Source organism: Micrococcus sp. PSi08, from assembly GCF_054960655.1.
The window spans coordinates 1-19,214 of the sequence record NZ_JBHNYP010000018.1 but is presented as its reverse complement, the minus strand read 5'-3'; the positions used below and the strand labels follow the sequence as shown (position 1 = coordinate 19,214).

The 19,214-nt window shown below is 75.0% G+C and carries 17 protein-coding genes; 4 read left to right on the top strand and 13 right to left on the bottom strand.

What is annotated here, in order from left to right:
* Positions 1 to 10 precede the first annotated feature (10 nt).
* Positions 11 to 568 carry a hypothetical protein gene (locus tag ACFI33_RS07630; RefSeq protein WP_036316011.1) on the bottom strand — a complete coding sequence of 186 codons (558 nt, stop codon included), beginning with the start codon at positions 566 to 568 and terminating at the stop codon, positions 11 to 13.
* A gap of 156 nt (positions 569 to 724) precedes the next feature.
* On the opposite strand from ACFI33_RS07630, the gene ACFI33_RS07625 reads away from it, so the two are divergent.
* Together ACFI33_RS07625 and ACFI33_RS07620 are read left to right on the top strand one after the other, a co-directional pair.
* Positions 725 to 1,477, top strand: a complete 753-nt coding sequence (locus ACFI33_RS07625) for a LysM peptidoglycan-binding domain-containing protein (RefSeq protein ID WP_036316008.1) — start codon at positions 725 to 727, stop codon at positions 1,475 to 1,477.
* 50 nt (positions 1,478 to 1,527) lie between these two features.
* Positions 1,528 to 2,040 carry an Rv3235 family protein gene (locus tag ACFI33_RS07620; RefSeq protein ID WP_233263195.1) on the top strand — a complete coding sequence of 171 codons (513 nt, stop codon included), beginning with the start codon at positions 1,528 to 1,530 and terminating at the stop codon, positions 2,038 to 2,040.
* Between the two features lie 87 nt (positions 2,041 to 2,127).
* On the opposite strand, the gene secA is transcribed toward ACFI33_RS07620, so the two are convergent.
* From secA to ACFI33_RS07560, 12 genes are all read right to left on the bottom strand, one after another.
* Complete coding sequence (secA, locus tag ACFI33_RS07615; protein WP_148408402.1) at positions 2,128 to 4,863, bottom strand: preprotein translocase subunit SecA; 2,736 nt, start codon at positions 4,861 to 4,863, stop codon at positions 2,128 to 2,130.
* A 174-nt stretch (positions 4,864 to 5,037) separates the two neighbouring features.
* Complete coding sequence (gene hpf, locus ACFI33_RS07610; RefSeq protein ID WP_036316002.1) at positions 5,038 to 5,715, bottom strand: ribosome hibernation-promoting factor, HPF/YfiA family; 678 nt, start codon at positions 5,713 to 5,715, stop codon at positions 5,038 to 5,040.
* Positions 5,716 to 5,864: 149 nt separating this feature from the next.
* Positions 5,865 to 6,662, bottom strand: coding sequence for a ComF family protein (locus tag ACFI33_RS07605; RefSeq protein ID WP_036315999.1), 798 nt, complete (start codon positions 6,660 to 6,662; stop codon positions 5,865 to 5,867).
* Positions 6,663 to 6,771: 109 nt separating this feature from the next.
* Positions 6,772 to 8,517 (bottom strand): LpqB family beta-propeller domain-containing protein, encoded by a 1,746-nt coding sequence (locus ACFI33_RS07600; RefSeq protein WP_127435435.1) that lies wholly within the window; start codon positions 8,515 to 8,517, stop codon positions 6,772 to 6,774.
* Positions 8,514 to 10,448, bottom strand: a complete 1,935-nt coding sequence (gene mtrB / locus ACFI33_RS07595; RefSeq protein WP_462623915.1) for an MtrAB system histidine kinase MtrB — start codon at positions 10,446 to 10,448, stop codon at positions 8,514 to 8,516. The genes ACFI33_RS07600 and mtrB overlap by 4 nt, the downstream gene beginning before the upstream one ends.
* Before the next feature lie 4 nt (positions 10,449 to 10,452).
* Positions 10,453 to 11,133 carry an MtrAB system response regulator MtrA gene (mtrA, locus tag ACFI33_RS07590; RefSeq protein WP_127435606.1) on the bottom strand — a complete coding sequence of 227 codons (681 nt, stop codon included), beginning with the start codon at positions 11,131 to 11,133 and terminating at the stop codon, positions 10,453 to 10,455.
* 152 nt (positions 11,134 to 11,285) lie between these two features.
* Positions 11,286 to 12,401: a hypothetical protein gene (locus ACFI33_RS07585; RefSeq protein ID WP_462623914.1), complete on the bottom strand. Its 1,116-nt coding sequence runs from the start codon at positions 12,399 to 12,401 to the stop codon at positions 11,286 to 11,288.
* Entirely contained in the window at positions 12,394 to 12,783 is a 390-nt protein-coding gene (locus ACFI33_RS07580) for a chorismate mutase (RefSeq protein ID WP_049147338.1), read from the bottom strand. Before ACFI33_RS07580 ends, ACFI33_RS07585 begins: the two co-directional genes overlap by 8 nt.
* A gap of 9 nt (positions 12,784 to 12,792) precedes the next feature.
* Positions 12,793 to 13,929 (bottom strand): tRNA 2-thiouridine(34) synthase MnmA, encoded by a 1,137-nt coding sequence (gene mnmA, locus ACFI33_RS07575; protein WP_069942006.1) that lies wholly within the window; start codon positions 13,927 to 13,929, stop codon positions 12,793 to 12,795.
* A gap of 39 nt (positions 13,930 to 13,968) precedes the next feature.
* The gene (locus tag ACFI33_RS07570; protein ID WP_462623913.1) at positions 13,969 to 15,171 is read right to left on the bottom strand and encodes a cysteine desulfurase family protein; all 1,203 of its coding nucleotides are present in this window, start codon (positions 15,169 to 15,171) and stop codon (positions 13,969 to 13,971) included.
* 37 nt (positions 15,172 to 15,208) lie between these two features.
* The gene (locus ACFI33_RS07565; protein ID WP_036338302.1) at positions 15,209 to 15,898 is read right to left on the bottom strand and encodes a potassium channel family protein; all 690 of its coding nucleotides are present in this window, start codon (positions 15,896 to 15,898) and stop codon (positions 15,209 to 15,211) included.
* A complete protein-coding gene (locus ACFI33_RS07560; protein WP_115260876.1) occupies positions 15,891 to 17,249 on the bottom strand; it encodes a TrkH family potassium uptake protein in 1,359 nt (452 codons plus the stop codon). The genes ACFI33_RS07565 and ACFI33_RS07560 overlap by 8 nt, the downstream gene beginning before the upstream one ends.
* Before the next feature lie 65 nt (positions 17,250 to 17,314).
* Here ACFI33_RS07560 and folP point away from each other — a divergent pair, with 65 nt between their 5' ends.
* Both folP and ACFI33_RS07550 read left to right on the top strand, forming a co-directional pair.
* Entirely contained in the window at positions 17,315 to 18,307 is a 993-nt protein-coding gene (gene folP / locus ACFI33_RS07555) for a dihydropteroate synthase (RefSeq protein WP_462623912.1), read from the top strand.
* Positions 18,304 to 19,095 (top strand): pyrimidine reductase family protein, encoded by a 792-nt coding sequence (locus tag ACFI33_RS07550; protein WP_036315978.1) that lies wholly within the window; start codon positions 18,304 to 18,306, stop codon positions 19,093 to 19,095. Before folP ends, ACFI33_RS07550 begins: the two co-directional genes overlap by 4 nt.
* Positions 19,096 to 19,214: the final 119 nt, after the last annotated feature.

The window sequence follows — 19,214 nt, the reverse complement described above, 5'->3', positions numbered from 1 at the left end:
CACGGTCTTCTCACGCGGGACGCAGTGCGGTCCGGACCGTCCCCAGCGCCCCGAACGGGATGACGAGCCGCCCGCGGACGGCCGCGGCCCGCCGGGCCTCGTCCCGCGGGTGGCGGGCGATGTCGAGGTGGTCGCCGCCGACCCGGTCCACGGTGCCCTCCGCCAGTGCCGCGCCGAGGCGCCCCGTCACTGCCACCGGCTGGCGCGTCCGCGCGATGCCGCGCAGCACCGTCCCCCAGCCGGCCGCGGCGAGCTCGGGCGTGAGAGCGGCGCGGGTCAGGTCGGCCTCCACGGCCGCCACGCAGTCCAACGCGACGATCGCCGATCCCGAGCCGTCGACGTGCACACCGACCCAACCCTGGCCCACCGTGTGCACCACGCCGTCCACGGCCTCGCCCCAGGCCAGGTGGAGCCGGACCTGCCGCCCGCGGGCTCCGCGCAGGCGGTCCGCCAGGGACAGCGCCATCCACTCCGCTCGGGTCAGCTCCGCGGCCTCGGCCACCGTCTCCTGCCATCCGAGGTCGACCCAGTGCGCCTCCAGGTCGTCGAAGAGTCCGTTCCACCGCATGCGCTCAGCATAGGAGGCTCAGCAGCCCGTGCTGGACATCGTCAAACATCATCAAACATCACTCTTGACACCCATCCGGCCATGCAGTTCACTGTGGTCATCATCACCGGCCTGATCGCGGGATCGCGGCCGGACGGACGCACAGGAGGGGAATCCATGGAGCGCTCGACATCACCGGCCGGCCCGGCCCCGACCCGTCCGGTCGACGCGGCGGACGCCGTCGGCCTCACCGTCCTGCTTCTGGCCGGACCCGGTCTGCTCGCCTGTGCCGCGGCGCTGCTGCAGACGGGCACCAGCGCGCCGGCGGCGGAACTGACCCGTGTGCTGGGCCTCGGCGCCGGTCTCGCCGGGCTCGGACTGCTCGCGTGGTGGGCGGTGGGCCTGACCGGGCTGGCGCTCGTCGCGCTGGGGCGCCGTGCGGGCCGGCCGGCCTGGGCCCGCCTGGGCCGGAGCCTCACTCCCGCCCTGCTCGGACGCGTAGCCGGCGCCGTCGTCGGTGCCCAGCTGCTCGCGGCGCCGGCCGCGTGGGCGGACGCGGCTCATCCCGTGCCGGACGCCTCCTGGACCGTGGCCGCGTCCCCCGCGCACACCACCGGCGTCGAGGCTACGGCGCCGGACGCCGCGTGGACGCCCCGGCCCCCGGCGCCGGCCCCGCCGGGCGCCGGCACCGGCCGTGCAGATCCGGACCACCCCACCGTCACCGTCCGGCGCGGCGACTGCCTGTGGCACCTCGCCGCCGCCGAGCTCGGACCGGACGCGACCCCCCGAGAGATCGACGCCCGGTGGCGCCGCTGGTACGAGGCCAACCGGCGGGTGATCGGCGACGACCCGCACCTGCTGCTGCCCGGCACCGTGCTGACCTCCCCTGTGTTCGCCCCGCACGCCGGCGTGGACGGACCACGGCCATGACATCCACGACCCTGCACTCCCCCACTTCGCCTCGTCCTCAGGAGACCGCCATGACCGCCCTTGCCACCCGCCCCCGCACCGCGTCCGCCCGGCGCACCGCCGACACCCTCCTCCACGGACCCGCCCACAGCCCCGCGGTCCTGCCCCGCGGTGAGGAGATCGCCCGGCGGGCCCGCACCGAGCAGGGGCGCGAGGAGCTGCGCCGCGTCCGCTCGCTCGCCGCCGTGATCGCCGTCGCCTGCGTCGAGGTCGAGACGGGCCGCCGTGCCCTGCGGGACCTCTCCGCCTGGCTCTCGCCCGAGGTGCTGGACAAGTTGACCCGTCGCATGGAGCTGCTGGGCGCCGTCGCGCCGACCGGGCCCGGTCGACGACCCGCCCCGGCCGTCCCGCCCCGGGCGCCCGCGTCCGCACCCCGCCCGGTGGGTGCCCGCGTGTGCGAGGTCGCGCCCGGCCGGGTGGAGGCCAGCGCGACGGTGCTGTGGGAGGGCCGGGCCCGGGCCTTCGCACTCCGACTCGAGCGGCGGCTCAGCCGCTGGAAGGTGACGTCGGTCGAGATCGGCTGAGCCGGATCGCCCCGTCGGACCGACGATCGAGGGCCCGGAGACCTGGAGGTCTGCGGGCCCTCGTCCTGCGTCGTGGCGGGGTGCCGCTCAGCCGCGGCGGCCGCGGCGCTCCGCCTGACGGCGGGAGCGGCGGTTCGTGCCCGCGGCGACCGTGGCGCCGGAGTCCGTGCCGCTGCGGGTGACCGCGCTCTGCCCGTCCTCGGACGGACCGGTGAAACGCAGCTGCGCCGGGCGCTGCGGGGCGTCGACGCCCTCCACCGAGATCTGCGGGGCCATCGTCACGGCGCGGGCATCCTTGACGCCGGGCAGCGACGTCGGCGCGGGGGCCGCACTGATCTGCGCCTGGAACAGCGTGCGCACGGCGTCCTCGCGGATGCCGGCGAGCATGTTCTGGAACATCGTGTAGCCCTCGCGCTGGTACTCCACGAGGGGCTCGCGCTGGGCCATCGCGCGCAGCCCGATGCCCTCCTTGAGGTAGTCCATCTCGTAGAGATGCTCCTGCCAGTGGCGCCCGATGGTGGCGAGCACCACGCGACGCTCCGCCTCCCTCAGCGCCTCGGATCCCACCTGCGCCTCCCGGTCCTCGTACGCCAGGAGCGCATCGGAGACGAGTTCGCGCTTCAGGACCTCGGCCTTGAGCCGGCCCCGGCCGCCGACCTCGTCGAGGACGTCCTCCTGCGAGACTCCCACGGGGTAGATCTCTGCCAGGTCCCGCCACAGCTGGTCGAGGTCCCAGTCGGTGGCCTGGCCCTCCTCGGTGGCCGCGTCCACGATGTTCCCGACGGCGTCCTCCACGAAGCGGCGCACCCGGTCCTGCAGGTCCTCCCCCTCGAGGATCGAACGGCGGTCCGTGTAGATGGCCTCGCGCTGGCGGTTCAACACGTCGTCGTACTTGAGCACGTTCTTGCGCTGCTCAGCGTTGCGCCCCTCGACCTGCGCCTGCGCATTCTGGATCGCCTTCGAGACGAAGCCGAACTCGAGCGCCATGTCGTCCGGGATCGACGGGCTGTTCATGATCCGCTGGGCCACGCCCGGGTTGAAGTTGCGCATGAGCTCGTCCGTGAGGGAGAGGTAGAACCGGGACTCGCCCGGGTCGCCCTGACGGCCGGAACGACCGCGCAGCTGGTTGTCGATGCGGCGCGAGTCGTGGCGTTCGGTGCCCACCACGTACAGGCCGCCGGCCTCGATGACCGCGCGGTGCGCGTCCTCCACGGCGGCCTCGGCCTCCGCCAGCACCTCGGGCCAGCGGGCCTCGTACGCCTCCGGGTCCTCGGCGGCGTCGAGGCCCAGTTCCTGCATGCGGGCCACCGCCGTGAACTCGGCGTTGCCGCCGAGCATGATGTCGGTGCCGCGGCCGGCCATGTTGGTGGCCACGGTGACGGCGCCCGGGCGGCCCGCCTGCGCCACGATGGCGGCCTCGCGGGCGTGGTTCTTCGCGTTCAGGACCTCGTGGCGGATGCCGCGCTTGGCCAGCAGCGTGGAGAGGTACTCGGACTTCTCCACGGAGGTGGTGCCCACCAGGACCGGCTGGCCCTTCGCGTGCCGCTCGGCGATGTCGTCGACGACGGCGTCGAACTTGACCTTCTCGTTCTTGTACACCACGTCGTTGCGGTCCACACGCTGTGGCTCCCGGTTCGGCGGGATCACGACGACGCCGAGGCCGTAGGTCGACGTGAACTCGGCGGCCTCCGTCTCGGCGGTGCCCGTCATGCCGGCGAGCTTCTCGTAGCCGCGGAAGTAGTTCTGCAGGGTCACCGTGGCCAGCGTCTGGTTCTCGGGCTTGACCTCCACGCCCTCCTTGGCCTCGATGGCCTGGTGGAGCCCCTCGTTGTAGCGGCGTCCCTTGAGCACGCGGCCCGTGTGCTCGTCGACGATCTGCACCTCGCCGTCGAGGACCACGTAGTCCTTGTCCCGCTTGAACAGCTCCTTGGCCTTGACCGCGTTGTTCAGGAACTGGATGAGCGTGGTGTTCTGCGTCTCGTACAGGTTCGTGATGCCGAGGTGGTCCTCGACCTTCTCGATGCCGGGGCCGAGGATGCCGACGGTGCGCTTCTTGTGGTCCACCTCGTAGTCCGTGTTCGCCTCGAGGCGGCGCACCAGCCGGGCGAACTCGCCGTACCACCGGTTGGCCTCGCCCTGGGCGGGGCCGGAGATGATCAGCGGGGTGCGGGCCTCGTCGATGAGGATCGAGTCCACCTCGTCGACGATCGCGTAGTGGTGCTCACGCTGCACGAGCTCGTCGAGGGACCAGGCCATGTTGTCCCGGAGGAAGTCGAAGCCGAACTCGTTGTTCGTGCCGTAGGTGATGTCCGCGGCGTACTGCTCGCGCCGTACGGCCGGGGTCTGGCCCGCCACGATGACGCCCGTCTGCATGCCGAGGAAGCGGAAAACGCGGCCCATGAGGTCGGCCTGGTAGGAGGCGAGGAAGTCGTTGACCGTCACCACGTGCACGCCCCTGCCGGACAGTGCGTTGAGGTAGGCCGGAGCGGTGGCCACGAGGGTCTTGCCCTCGCCGGTCTTCATCTCCGCGATGTTGCCCTGGTGCAGCGCGATGCCGCCGAGCAGCTGGACGTCGTAGTGCCGCTGGCCGAGCGTGCGTCCCGCGGCCTCGCGGACCGCGGCGAAGGCCTCCGGCAGGAGCAGGTCCAACGACTCGCCGTCCGCATGCCGGGCCCGGAGCGTGTCCGTCTCGGCACGCAGCTCCGCGTCGCTGAGCGCCCGGAAGTCGTCCTCGAGGAGGTTCACGGCGTCCACCGTGGCCTGCATGCGCTTGAGGACGCGGTTGTCCGAGATCTTCAGGACGCGGTCGATGATCGAAGGCACTGGTTCTCTGCTCCCTTGCGGTGTGGCCGGGGCGGGACGGGATGCCCCTCGCGCGCGGCCGTGGCGCGGTCTCCGGGACAGTGTACGGGCCGAGTCCGGACGGGCCGCGGCGCCCGTCCCGGAGGGGAGGGGCGTCGCGGCGTCAGCAGGTCGTGGTCGACGTCGGCGGGGCGGTCAGTCCTCCCGCGTCTGGTATGCCTGCTCCCCCTCGGAGGCGGAGACGTGATCCTGAGGGAGGGACTCGTCCAGGCGGATCACGCCGTAGCTCCAGCCTCGGCGGCGGTAGACGACGGAGGGCACGCCGGTCTCGGCGTTCTGGAAGAGGTAGAAGTCGTGGCCGACCAGCTCCATCGCGTCCACGGCGTCGTCCACGCTCATGGGGGTCGCGGGGAACGCCTTCTGCCGGATGCGCACCGGGGTGCCCGCCTCGGGGGCGTCCTGCGCGGAGGCGTCCTCCGCGGCCAGCGCGGCGCCCGACGGCGGCAGCGGTGGCACGAAGCCGACCTCGCCCGCGCCGCGGGAGGCGCCGAGCTTGCCGCGGCGACGGTCCTTGCGCCGGTCGCGCAGGCGCCGCAGGCGCTCGGTCAGTCGGGCGGCGGCTTTGTCGAAGGCTGCCAGCTCGTCGTCCGCGGCGGCCTCAGCCCGCACGACGTCCCGCGGGCCGCGGACCGTCAGTTCCACGCGGACCGCCTCGTCCGAGTGCTTGTGGTGGGATTCCTTCGTCACGCGGACCTCGAGCGTGTCGGCGCCCTCGGCGAGCCGCTGGAGGCGCTCGGTGCGCTCGACGACGTGGTCGCGGAAGCTCTCCGAGAGGCTGATGTTGCGGGCGATGTAGCTGACATCCATGGTCATGGCGTCCTCCTGGTCCGACTCTCACGGGTCCGGCCTCGGGAGGGGAGGTGCGCCTCGGTGTCGCGTCCGCAGGGCGGCGGCGGGTCCGAGGGTGCGACCTCCTTCCAGCCGTCGGCAGGACGGGAACCGTAGGGGCGATTCCGTGCCGTTCACCCTACCCGGGGGCCTGGCCGGGGGCCAGGCTCGGCGGGGTCCCGCGGCGGGGCCACGGCCGCGAGCACGACGGCCCCGACGGGGTGCCCGCCGGCGCGGCGCACCGCCTCCGCGAGCGCGGCGAGGGTGGCACCGGTGGTGAGGACGTCGTCCACGAGCAGGACGGGCGCGCCGGCCGGCAGCCGCCCGGCGACGACGCGCCAGTCCCGGGCCCGCCGGCGGCGCTGGCCCGCCCCGGCGCCCGCATGGGACGGGCCGCCGCCCCGGAGCGTGCTGGCGCGGGGCAGCAGCCGAGCGCGGACGGCGTCGGAGACCAGCCACGGCGCCGGCAGCGCCCGGGTGAGCTCGGCGAGCGGGTCGTAGCCGCGCCGTCGGAATCCGACCGCGCCGCCCGGGACCGGGACGAGCAGGGCGTGCCGCGCCCCGGGCAGGTCCGGCTCGAGACGCGCCGCGGCGACGGTCCGGCACAGGGCCTCGCCCAGCACGCCGCGCAGGTGCAGCGCGTGATGGTCCTTGAACGCGAGCACGGCGGCCGCCAGCGGGTCTGCGTAGCGCCCGGCCGCCATCACCGGCAGCGGAGCGCCGCCGGGGCCCAAGGGCAGGGTCGGGGCGTCCTGCTCCGCCCGGAAGGGCCGGGACAGGGCGGCGGTCAGTCCCTCCGCGCAGGCCGGGCAGAGCCGGTGGCCCGGCGCGGCGCACACCGCGCACTCGGCGGGCAGGACCAGGTCGGCCAGGGCCCGACCGAGGGTGCCGAACACCGACGGCGGGGACGGGGAGGACGGCGGGGTGCGCATGCGACGAGTCCACCGCACGCCGCCGCCGTCCGGGCGCCGGGGCGAGCCGCTGTGCGGGCCGGGGCGGCTGTGCAGGAGTGGACGACGGGGCGGCGGGCGCGGGCTCGGATCAGTCTGGGAACGAGAGGTCGCGCACCCCGCGGTCGAGCTCCTGCGCCCGCCACGAGGAGCCCACCAGCAGGAACACGAACTCCTCCGTCTCCGCGTAATAGGCGCCGTCGTCGCCGGCGGAGATCCCCCGCAGGCCGCCCAGTGGGTTGAGCTCCCGGACGGTGCCATCGACCGAGACGATCCGCGGCACCACGCGCTCGTCGGGCTTCGCGGCGTACGCCGAGACGAGCAGGTTCGTGTCGCCGGCCCACTCCACCGAGTCCTCCGACCCGGAGGAGGGCAGCAGGATCGGCTCGGTCAGGGCGTTCGGCACCCCGTCCGAACCGCGCACGACGCCGGACACGCGCAGGGTGGTCCGCTGGCCGTCGTCGACGAGGATCGCGGCCCGGGCCCCGCTCCGGGACAACCGCAGGTCGACGATCCGCTCACCGGGCCGCAGCCAGGTGGCCGTCACGATGCGCTCCTGCCCGCCGGGCTGGGCCGGGACGGCACGGATCCGCGAGGTCGTCCCCCTGTCGGCCGCCCATACCCAGCCCAGGAGGTCCAGCGACGGGACGGTGAGTCCGGTGCCGCGCAGCGCCTCCCGCAGGGAGCCGTCCGTACCGGCGACGAGGACCGCCGTCCGATCACGGGTGACGAACGCGAATCGGCTGCGGTCGCCGGACATCGTCGGGCGGACCGGATCGAGCGCGGTGACGTCCGGGGCACCGCCCACCGGCGTGACGCTGGTCCCCTGCACGTACACGAGTCCGCCCGTCGCCGTGTCGATGCCCACCTGGACCGAGCCGACGGCGGGGTCGGTCTGGACCGGGGCGGGGCCGTCGCCTCCCGACGTGGACAACTGGGCGCCGGCGACGGTCACCTCGACCTCCTTGACCGACTGGAGGCCCGTCAGGGTCAGCTCCAGCTGCTCCCGCATGCGGTGCCGCCGGTCGGCATCGGCCCCCTCGGCTGCCGCCTGGGTGAGGTCGACGTGGGCCACGCCGTCGTCGTCGACGGGCACCGTGGGCGCGGCCAGGTCGGTGCCGGTGCGCAGCGGGAAGGCCGTCTCCACCGCCCCGGCCAGATACGGTGCCGGCCCGCGCAGCAGCGCTCGCGTCAGCGCGGTCACGGTGGTGCCCCGATTGACGAACCACCGCACGTCCGGCACGACGTAGCGCTTCGCGGTGTCGTAGAAGGCGAGCTCGTGCGGGGCGAACAGCTGTCCGAACTGCGCCTGGGAGAGCAGCGTGCCGTTCTCCGTGGACGTGATCCGCATGCCCTGCGGCCGTTCCTGCACCGTGACCGCCCAGGCCCGCGTGGTCCCCGGCGGCGCGACGGTCCGCAGGCCGTACTCGTCGATCTCCGAGTCGACCTCGACCTGGATCTGGTAGTCCCCGGCGCCGTCGCCCCGGGTGATGCGCGGCTCCGCCGAGTACACGAGGGTGCGCTGTCCGGGCGTCCACTGGGTGGCCGCGGGCCCGTCGAGGAACTCGCGCGCCACCGCGTAGTCGTCCTGCGGGCTCGTGCCCGCGAGCAGGAAGCCCCGGATGGCCTCCTCCGCCGTGTCCGACTCGGCCGGTCCCGGCGGATGGAACTGCGGCGCGTCGGCGTCTGCGGTGGCCCCGTCGACCGGGTCGGCGCTGCGCACCTCGGAGCTCTGGGGGATCTGGGTACAGCCGCTGAGGGCGAGCATCAGGGCGACGGTCACGCCGACGACGGCGACCCGCGGCGGGCGGGGCGGCTGCGGATCCACGGTGGTCATCGGGCCTCCTCTGCCGGGTCGTCGCCGGTCGGGTCCCCGGGGGCCGACCCGTGGGCGGGATCCTCCGCAGGGACCACGCGCACCGGCCGGGTGGGTGCGGTCAGGGCCTGCTCGGCCTGGCGCGCGGACGGCGGGGCGGCCGCGGCCGCCGCGGTGACATCCGCGACCGTGCCGACGGCGTCGGCGTCCGCCTCCTGCGGGACGGGCCGGGACAGGTCATCGGCGTACCGGCGGTCCGCCGTGCTGTAGCGGGGCGGGATGGGCAGCACGGAGCGGCCGATCGGTTCCGGGGCCTCCGCGCCCTGCACGGCCGGGCGCGGCTCCCGCGGCAGGGTCACCATGAAGGTGGACCCCTCCCCCAGCTCGCCCCACGCCTCGAGCCGGCCGCCGTGCAGCCGGGTGTCCTCGGCGGCGATCGCCAGACCCAGTCCGGACCCGCCGGTGGTGCGCTTGCGTGAGGGGTCGGCCCGCCAGAACCGGTCGAACACGCGCTGCACCTGCTCGGGGCTCATGCCGATGCCGTGGTCCACGACGGCGAACGTGACGGCCTCCTCGTCGGCCGCCACGAGCACGTCCACCGGCCGGCCCTCGGCGTGCTCGATCGCGTTGTTCACCAGGTTGCGCAGGATCCGTTCGATCCGCCGCGGGTCGACCCAGGCGACGTGGCCGTCGGCGCGGTCCCGGTCCATGGGCACCATGTACACGGGCACGCCGATCTGATCGGCCAGCGGCTGAGAGGTGAGCACGACGTCGCGGGCCAGCTCGAGCATGTCCGTGGCCTCGAGGGCGGGGGTGGCGGCGCCGGCGTCGAACCGGGTGATCTCCAGCAGGTCCGCGAGCATGGCCTGGAAGCGGTCCACCTGGTGGTAGAGCAGCTCGGTCGAGCGTCGGCTGACCGGGTCGAAGTCCTCACGCGAGCCGTACAGCACGTCGGCCGCCATCCGCACGGTCGTCAGCGGCGTGCGCAGTTCATGGGAGACGTCCGAGACGAACCGCTGCTGCATCTGGGACAGCTGGGCGAGCTGGCCGATCTGGTCCTGGATGCTGTCCGCCATCCGGTTGAAGGACATGCCCAGGCGGGCCATCTCGTCCTCACCGTCGACCGGCATCCGCACGGCCAGGTTACCGCTCGAGAGGGACTCGGCCGCCCGGGCCGCCTGCTGCACGGGCCGGGTCACACGCCGCGAGACCCACCACGAGACCAGCACGTTGATCACCAGGAATCCGACGCCGAACACCAGCAGCACCCCGAGCACCGAGTCGAGCGAGCTCTGGACGTCCGAGAGGTCGTAGACGAGGTAGAGCCCGTAGGTGGCACCCGGGGGCAGCACCACCTGGGCGCCGAACACGAGGCCGGGCCGGGTGCCGCCGCCGGGGTCCGGCAGCGCCACGCTCGCGTCGTACACGCCCGGCCCGGAGGCGACCGCGTCCTGCAGCTCCTGGGGGATCACCGCGGGATCGAGACCGGCGGAGGAGATCGTCCCCACGTACGCGGACTCGGAGTCCGGCAGCGGGGCGAGGTAGTAGCGGCGGCGGATCGTGGTGCCCGAGTCCCCCTCGAGGGCACGCAGGGTCTGGGTCACCAGCACGTCCGTGCTCTGCGCGTCCGTGGCGGTGGTCTGCGCGAACGTCTCGCGCACCTGACTCAGGCCACGGCGGGCCTCGGCCTGGACCTGCTCGTAGCGGGCCTCGAAGAGGGCCTGGGTGATCTGCTGCGTCAGGAACGCGGCGACCACGAGGCCCGCGAGGATCGAGAGCAGGGCCGCGAGCACCGCCGTGCGCAGCCGCAGGGACCGACGCCACCGGCGGCGCAGCGCACGCCACGCGGGGCCGGGGACCCACGACCGTGGGCGGCCGGCGGCGGGCTCGACCGGCTCGGCGCCGGCCTCGGCCACCGGGCCCGCGCTCACCCCCGGGCCGGACACGGTCATGCCCTCAGCCCTGGCCGGCCTTGTACCCGACGCCCCGGACGGTCAGCACGACGCACGGGTTCTCGGGATCCGGCTCGACCTTGGAGCGCAGGCGCTGGACGTGGACGTTCACGAGCCGGGTGTCGGCCTGGTGCCGGTAGCCCCAGACCTCCTCCAGCAGCATCTCGCGGGTGAAGACGTGGCGCGGCCGCCGGGCGAGGGCCACGAGGAGGTCGAACTCCAGCGGGGTGAGGGCGATGCCGACGCCGCCGCGGGTGACCTGGTGGCCCGCCACATCGATCTCGAGGTCCCCGATGTGCAGGACCTCCGCCGGCTTCGCCTCCCCCTCACGCAGGCGGGCCCGGACGCGGGCCACAAGCTCGGCCGGCTTGAACGGCTTGGGCACGTAGTCGTCCGCACCCGACTCGAGGCCGCGCACCACGTCCGCCGTGTCCGACTTGGCCGTGAGCATCACGATCGGCACGTCCGACTCGGCTCGGATGAGCCTGCAGACCTCGATGCCGTCGATGCCGGGGAGCATGAGGTCCAGCAGCACGAGATCGGGGCGCTCGCGGTGGAACGCGGGCAGTGCGGAGGTGCCGTCCGCGGCGAACGCCGGCTCGAAGCCGTCATTGCGCAGGACGATGCCGATCATCTCGGCCAGCGCCTCGTCGTCGTCCACCACCAGGATCTTGGCCTTGCCCATCCTGACCTCCTCGTCAGCGCTCCCCCCGGCGCCGCGAGCGGGACCGGCCCCGGGCACAGGAAATTTTCAGGATCAGCCCGATGATACCCGCCGGGCGGGCCCGTCCACGGCGGACGACGCCGAAGGTCGCCGGCGCCCGTCGGGGCGCCGGCTCAGCCGCGCAGTTCGGCGAGCCGTGCGGCCAGCTCCTCCGCGTCCCGCCGCAGAGTGCGGAGCACGGCGGGGTCGTGCGACCCCGCCGCCGTGAGGCCGACGTCGCCCACCCGTCCGGGGTCCACCCCCAGCCGTTCCCACGTGCGGACGACGTCGACCGGACGCACGCCCGGCTCGGGGGCCAGGGTCAGCCCGCGCCCGACGTCGGCCCAGCCGGCCGCGGCCTCCCACGCCTCGCGGGTGCCGGGCGTGCCGTCCGTGCCGTCGTCGAGGGCGCCCACGCCCACCACGAGCGAGACCGGGGCCCGGGCAGGCGCGTCCGCGGCTGCGTCGGGCCTGGGCAGGGACTCTCCCGTCAGCGCCGCCAGCGCGGCGGGCCCGGGCAGCTCGGCCCCCGGGGAGGCGGCGCGGCGGCCCGGTGCGAGCCACACCCGGGCGACGTCGGGCAGGGCGGTGAGCCCGTCGAGGGCGGCGCGCCACAGCCCGCGGGCCTCCTCGCGCGGCAGCGACCGGACGGTGCGGTACCCGCTCGCGGTGGGCAGGGTCCCGGCGAGGACGGCCGCCGCCCACGGCTCGTCGACGACGACGCCGAGGCGTCCCGCGCCGGTGGCCCTCCGGAGGCGGGGCAGGGCGTCCTGCAGTCCCTCGAGATAGGACTCGGCGACGTCGCGGCGCGCGCCGTGGTCGCCGAGCACGCGCTCTCCCCCGGGCAGCCAGAGGCAGGCGAGCAGGCTGAGCGGGCCGCGCACCCGCACGGCCAGACGTTCGACGACGGCGCCCTCGGCCCCCGCGGTGTCCGCCCAGCGGTGCGCGTCCTCGCGCCAGAGGGAGACGGCCCGGCGTCGGTCTCGGCCGGAGCCGGCGGCCCCGGGCGGACTGACCCGCCAGCCGTGCGGCTGCAGGTCGACGGCCAGCTCCTGCAGGAGGGCGGCCGAGCGGCCGGTGGCGTCGGCGCCGGGTCCGCGATCGGGCAGCTCGGGAAGCACCGGCCAGTGGTCCGCGCCGAGCTCGCCGAGCGTGACGCGCTGCGCCTCGGCGACGTCGGTGCCGCGCCACGGCGTGCCGCCGAGGGCGACGGGGCCGGTGGCGCCGTCGTCGTGGGCGGCCTCAGTCATCCGCGTCCCCGGAGCCCGCCCCCGGCTCCGCCTCGGCGTCCGACCGGCCCTCGGCCGCCAGCGCGCGGTGGTGGCGGATGACCTCGGCGATGATGAAGTTCAGGAACTTCTCGGCGAACGCGGGCTCGAGGTCCGCCTCGAGCGCGAGCCGGTGCAGCCGCGCGATCTGGGCGGCCTCACGCCCGGGGTCCGAGGGCGGCAGGTCGTGCCGGGCCTTCAGCGCGCCGACCCGCTGCGTGAACTTGAACCGCTCGGCCAGCAGGTAGACGAGCGAGGCGTCGATGTTGTCGATGCTGCCGCGGATCGCGAAGAGCTCGTCGAGGACCGCCGGGTCCGCGGTGCCGGGCAGCGAGCTGGCGTGGGGGTCGTAGTCCGGGCTCATGGCCGAAGCCTACGCATCCGCGGGGGCCGACAGCCGGGCATTGCGGGCGGTGTCGATGGTGGCCTGGCCGAGCACGCGGGTGCCCCGGTACAGGACGGCCGTCTGACCGGGAGCCACGCCGCGCAGGGGGCGCCCCGGCTCGATCTCCCACCCCGGATGCCCCGCCGCGTCGGCGCGCTGGCGGGCGCGGGCCTCGACGATCTCGCCGTGGGCCCGGAACTGCAGCGCGCAGTCGAACCAGGCGCCCGTGCGGGCTTCGGGCACCGGGGCGCCGGCCCACGACGGGCGGATGCCGGTGATGCGGTCGACGTCGAGCAGCTCGCGGCCGCCGACGACCACCGTGTTCTCCTTCGGCCGCACCTCGAGCACGAACCGGGGCTTGCCGTCGGGCGCGGGACGGCCGATGGCCAGGCCCTTGCGCTGGCCGACCGTGAACGCCTGGGCGCCCGCGTGGGTGCCGAGCTCCTGCCCCTCCGGGTCGACGATGGGGCCGGGGGCCAGGTCGATGCGCTCGGCGAGCCAGCCGCGGGTGTCGCCGTCGGGGATGAAGCAGATGTCGTGGGAGTCCGGCTTCGCCGCCACGGACAGGCCGCGCTCGGCCGCCTCGGCGCGCACGAGCTCCTTGGACGGCGTGTCCGCGAGCGGGAAGAGGCAGTGCGCGAGCTGATCCGCGGTCAGCACACCGAGCACGTAGGACTGGTCCTTCGCGTCGTCCGCAGCGCGGTGCAGCTCCAGCGAGCCGTCCGGACCGGGCCGCACGGCGGCGTAGTGGCCGGTGCAGACGGCGTCGAAGCCCAGCTCGAGGGCGCGCTCGAGCAGCGCCGCGAACTTGATGCGCTCGTTGCAGCGCATGCACGGGTTGGGCGTGCGGCCGGCCTCGTACTCGGCCACGAAGTCGTCCACGACGTCCTCCGCGAACCGCTCGGAGAAGTCCCACGTGTAGAAGGGGATGCCGAGCCGCTCGCACGCGCGCCACGCATCCGAGGCGTCCTCGATGGTGCAGCAGCCACGCGAGCCGGTGCGCAGGGTGCCGGGCATGCGGGACAGGGCCAGGTGGACGCCGACGACGTCGTGCCCGGCGTCCACGGCACGCGCCGCGGCGACGGCGGAGTCGACTCCCCCGGACATGGCGGCCAGGACCTTCACGGGCGGACTCCTCTCTCGACGACGGACGGGCGCTCCAGTCTAGACGCCCGGCCCCAGCAGCGTCCGCAGCGCGTCGATGAGCGCGGCCGTCTCGGCCAGCGTCGTCGTCCGGCCGAGGGTGAACCGCTGGGTGGCCCGCGCGTCGGCCTCCGTCCGCCCCGGCAGGGCCGCGACCACGTGCGACGGCTCGGCCACCCCGGCGGTGCACGCCGACCCGGACGAGGTGTCCAGTCCGGCCATGTCGAAGGAGAACAGCAGCGCGTCCGCCGTCCGGCCCGGCACGGTGATGTGGACGTTGCCGGGCAGTCGGCGCGTCCCCGGCGGCAGCGCCTGCCCCGTCGCCGGGTCGAGGTCCCGCGGCCCGGTCAGGCGCACCCCGTCCAGGGCGTCGACGGCGGCGATCACCTCGTCCCGCAGCCCGCCCAGGCGGGCGGCCTCGGCGGGCTGCTCCACGACGGCCTCCGCCACGGCGGCCGCCAGCGCGGCGGCCAGGGCCACCGACACCGTGCCCGAGCGCAGGCGGCGTTCCTGGCCGCCGCCGTGCACCACGGCCTCCAGCGTGACGTCCCGGCGCACGAGCAGGGCACCGACCCCCACGGGGGCGCCGACCTTGTGCCCCGAGACGGCCAGGGTCGCGGCCCCGGACGCGGTGAAGTCCACGGGCACCGCCCCGAGGGCCTGGACGGCGTCGGTGTGCAACGGGACCCCGTGGTCGGCCGCGAGCCGGGCGGCCTCCGCGACGGGCTGGACCGTGCCGATCTCGTTGTTGGCCCACATCAGCGTGGCCAGGGCGGTCCGCTCGGGCGCGGCCGCCAGCGCGGCCCCCCATGCGGCGAGGTCGACCCGCCCGTCGTCGTCGACCGGGACGAGCACCGGCTCGGCGCCCTCGTGCGCGGCGAGCCAGTCCACCACGTCGAGGACTGCGTGGTGCTCGATGCCGGTCAGCACGATCCGGGTGCGCTCCGGCGCGACCGCGCGGCGGGCCCGGTACAGCCCCTGGACGGCGAGGTTGTCCGCCTCGGTGCCCCCGGACGTGAGGATCACCTCGGAGGGGTGCGCCCCGAGCGCCGCGGCGATGCGCTCCCGCGCCTCCTCGAGGTGCAGCTTGGCCCGGCGGCCGGAGGCGTGGAGGGAGGCCGGGTTGCCCGGCAGCGCGGCCGCCTCGGCCAGGGCCGCGAGCGCGGTGGGGCGCACCGTCGTGGTGGCGGCGTGGTCCAGGTGCACGCGGTCCGGGGTGGTCACCCGGCCAGTCTAGGAGCCGCGCCGGATGTGCCCCGGCTCAGTCCCTGGCGAGGAACCGCTCGACGTCGCGGGTCGGGCCCACCAGGAGGATCGTGTCCTCGGGCTCGAGCACGTAGTGACTCGGCGGGTAGAGCCACGTGCCGCGGCTGCGGACGGCGACCACGCGCATGCCCCGCTCCCCCGCGAGCCCGGTGGCTCGCAGGTCCCTGCCCAGCAGGCGCGACGGCGGCGTGGCCCGGACCATGGCCAGGCCCGGCTCGACCTCGACGAAGTCCTGGAACGACGTGCTGACCAGGTGCGCCACGCGGCGGCCCATGTCCCGCTCCGGGTGGACCACGTGCTCCACGCCGAGCTGACGCAGGATCTCGCCGTGGCGGTCGTCGTTGGCCTTGGCCCAGAGCTGGTGCGTCCCGAACCGCCGCATCAGCGAGACGGTGAGGATCGAGTCGGCGAGGTCGCCGCCGATGGCGACGACGACGTGGTCCATCTCGTGGACCGAGAGCTGGCGCATCGCCTCCTCGGCTGTGCTGTCCGCGCGGACGACGTGGGTCAGCCGGCCGTTGAGCGCCTGGACGGCCTCGGCGTCGGCGTCGACCCCCAGCACGTGGCAGTCGGACTCCATGAGCTCGAGGGCGACCCCGGAGCCGAACCGGCCGAGCCCGAGGACGGCCACGGTGGGGCGGTCGCCCCGGCGGGGGGCGAACAGGGAACGGGTGAGATCAACCAATGAGGGGCCTCTCCTTCGGGTACTCGAAGTGGCGGGTGCGGTCGGTCAGGGCCAGGCTGCCGGCGACGGTGGCGGGGCCGATGCGGCCGACGAACATGAGGAGCATGAGGATGCCCTGCGCGGCCGGCGGCAGCTGGGCGGTGATGCCGGTGGACAGGCCCACCGTGCCGAACGCGGACACGCACTCGAACAGGATCTGGTCGGTCGTGAACGAGGACAGGCCCATGAGCACCATCGTGGCGACGGCGATCGCGGTCGCGGAGAGCATGATCACGGTGATCGCCTCGCGGTGCGTGGTCCGGGAGAGCCGGCGGCCGAACGCATGGACGGCGCCCTCCCCCCGGATCTCCGCGAGCACGATGAACAGCAGGACGCTCGCCGTCGTGATCTTCACGCCCGAGGCGGTGCCGGCGGGGCCGCCGCCGATGAACATGAGCATGTCGGTGCCGAAGAGCGTCACGGGGTGCATCTGCCCGTAGTCCAGGGTGTTGAAGCCGGCGGTGCGGGTCGTGACGGACTGGAAGAACGCCGCGAGCACGCGCGAGGCCGGGTCCAGACCGCCCAGGGTCCGCGGGTTGGACCACTCGAGGACGAGGTACATGAGCGTGCCGCCCACCAGCAGCACCGCGGTGCCCACGAGCACGAGCCGGACCGTGAGGTTCCACCGCTCGGGTCGACGCAGGTCCCGCCGCAGGGTCAGCACGACCGGCAGGCCCAGGCCGCCCAAGATGATCGCCGCCGCGATCGGCAGGCAGATGAACGGGTCCGAGACGAAGCCCATGAGGTTGTCGCTGAACAGCGCGAACCCGGCGTTGTTGAATGCGGAGACCGCGTGGAAGACCCCCTGCCACAGTGCCTGGCCCGGGGACATCCCCACGCCCAGCCAGAAGCGCAGGCTCAGCAGCAGCGCCACCGAGGCCTCGACGGCCGTGGAGTACAGGATCAGGGCCCGCAGCACCCGGGGCAGGTCCCCGATCCCCTCGGCCCGGGTGGAGGCCGCGGCGTCGAGGCGCTGGGTGAGGCCGAGCCGCCGGAGGATCACCAGCCCCAGCAGCGACGTGAACGTCATGACGCCCAGGCCACCGAGCTTGATGAGCGCGAGGATCACGACCTGGCCCAGGGGTGTCCAGAACGTCTGGGTGTCCACGACGCCGAGTCCCGTCACCGTGGTGGCGCTGGTCGCCGTGAACGCGGCCTCCAGCGGGGTGGGCGCGCGGCCCTGATACGAGGCGGGCAGCAGCAGTGCGCCGGTGCCCGTCACGATGACGACGAGGAAGGACCCGACCACGAGCTGGGTCGGACGGATGCGGGGCCGACGCGGGCCGACCCGCGGCGACGAGGTGGATGCCACGGGAGGGAAATATAGTCCTCCCGGGGCGCACTGTCACCGTGCGGCGCCGATGGTTGAATGGCCGGGTGCCGACCCCCTCCGTCCCCCTCGTCCACCCGGTGCACCGGTTCGCCCACCAGGAGATCGACTTCCGCCGCCGGATCGTCACGATGGCCGTGGTCAACCGCACCCCGGACTCCTTCTACGACGACGGCGCCGGCGCCGTCCTGGAGGACGCCCTCGCCCAGGCCCACGCCGCGGCGGACGCCGGAGCCGAGTGGGTCGACGTCGGCGGCCTGCCGTTCGCGCCCGGGGCGGAGCTCGACCCCGCCGAGGAGGCGGCGCGGGTGGTCCCCCTGATCGCGGCCCTGCGGAGCGGAGACGGAGCCGGGTCGTCCGAGGCGTCGCGCCGGCTGATCCTCTCGGCGGACACGTTCCAGCCGGCCGTGGCCGAGGCGGCCCTGGCCGCGGGGGCGGACGTCGTCAACGACACCACGGGGCTGTTCCACGCGGACCTGGGCCGAGTGGTGGCCGCCGCGGGCGCGCACCTCGTGGTCACCCACTCCCTCGCCCACGTGCGCGGACCCCGGGCCGTGGTCCCCCGGCCGACGTACGGCGACGTCGTCACGGAGGTCCGCGACCACCTGCGGCGCACCGTCGACCGGGCCGTGGCGCTCGGCGTCCCCGAAGAGAGGATCATCGTGGACCCCGGCCACGATCTGAACAAGAACACCCGGCACACCCTCGAGATCACGCGGCGGCTGGACGAGATCGCCGCCCTGGGGCTGCCCGTGCTGGCCGCGGTCTCGAACAAGGACTTCATCGGCGAGAGCCTGGTCAAGCACCGGCACGAGCGGCTGCCCGGCTCGCTGGCCGCGGCCGCGGCCTGCGTGTACGGCGGCGCCCGGATCCTGCGCATGCACGACGCCGACGCCTCCGTCTCGGCGGCCCGCATGCTCGAGTGCGTGTTCGGGTGGCGTCAGCCGGCGCGCCTGGTCCACAACATGGGCGCGGAGAACCCGCCGCCGGACCGCAGCACCCTGGCCGGACACCGCGCCCACCGCGGGGGGCGGGCATGAGACGGCTGACCGAGACCGGCCCCGGCCTGGACGACGACGCCCTCCGCACCGCCCTCGCGGCCCCGGCGGCTGAGGACACCGGCCCCGGACCCTGGGTCCGCGTCGTGTTCATCGCCTCCGCCGACGGCGCGGCCACCCTGGACGGCCGTGCGGGCGGGCTCGGTTCCCCCGCGGACCAGCGGCTGCTCTCGCTGTCCCGGCACGACGCCGACGTCGTGCTCGTGGGGGCCGGGACCATCCGGGCCGAGGGCTACGAGGGTGCGCTGCTGTCCGAGGAGGACCGGCGTCGACGCGCGGAGGCCGGCGGGCCCGCGGACCCGCCCGTGGCCGTGGTCAGCGGCAGCCTGGACCTGGACCCGGCGTCCGCGTTCTTCACGGCCGCCCCGGTGCGCCCCTGGATCCTGACGTCCCGGGCCGCCCTCGCGGCCGAGCCGGAGCGGGCGGCGGCGCTGGCCGCGCGCGCGGACGTGCTGGCGGTCGGCGAGGAGCACGTGGACCCCCAGACCGTGGTGGCGACCCTGCACGCGCGCGGCGCCCGCGTCGTCCACTGCGAGGGCGGACCGCGCCTGTTCGGCAGCCTCGCGGCGGCCGGCCTCGTGGACGAGGTGCACCTCACCGTGGCGCCGCTGCTGGCCGGACCCGCCGCCGGCCGCGTCCTGACCGGCGAGGACGGCCCCGGCCTCCCCGCCCGGCTGCAGCTGGTCCAGGTGCTCCACGACGACGGCATGCTGTTCCTGCGCCTGCACCACGAGCGGCACGCCTCCCCCGGCCCGGACCCCACGCCGTGAGCGCGGCCGAGGAGCACCGCACCGCCTACGAGGTCCTGGGCGTGCCCCGCGACGCGACCGCCGAGGAGGTCCGGCGGGCCTACCGCCGCGGGGGGGGGGGGGGGGGCGGGGGCGGCGGC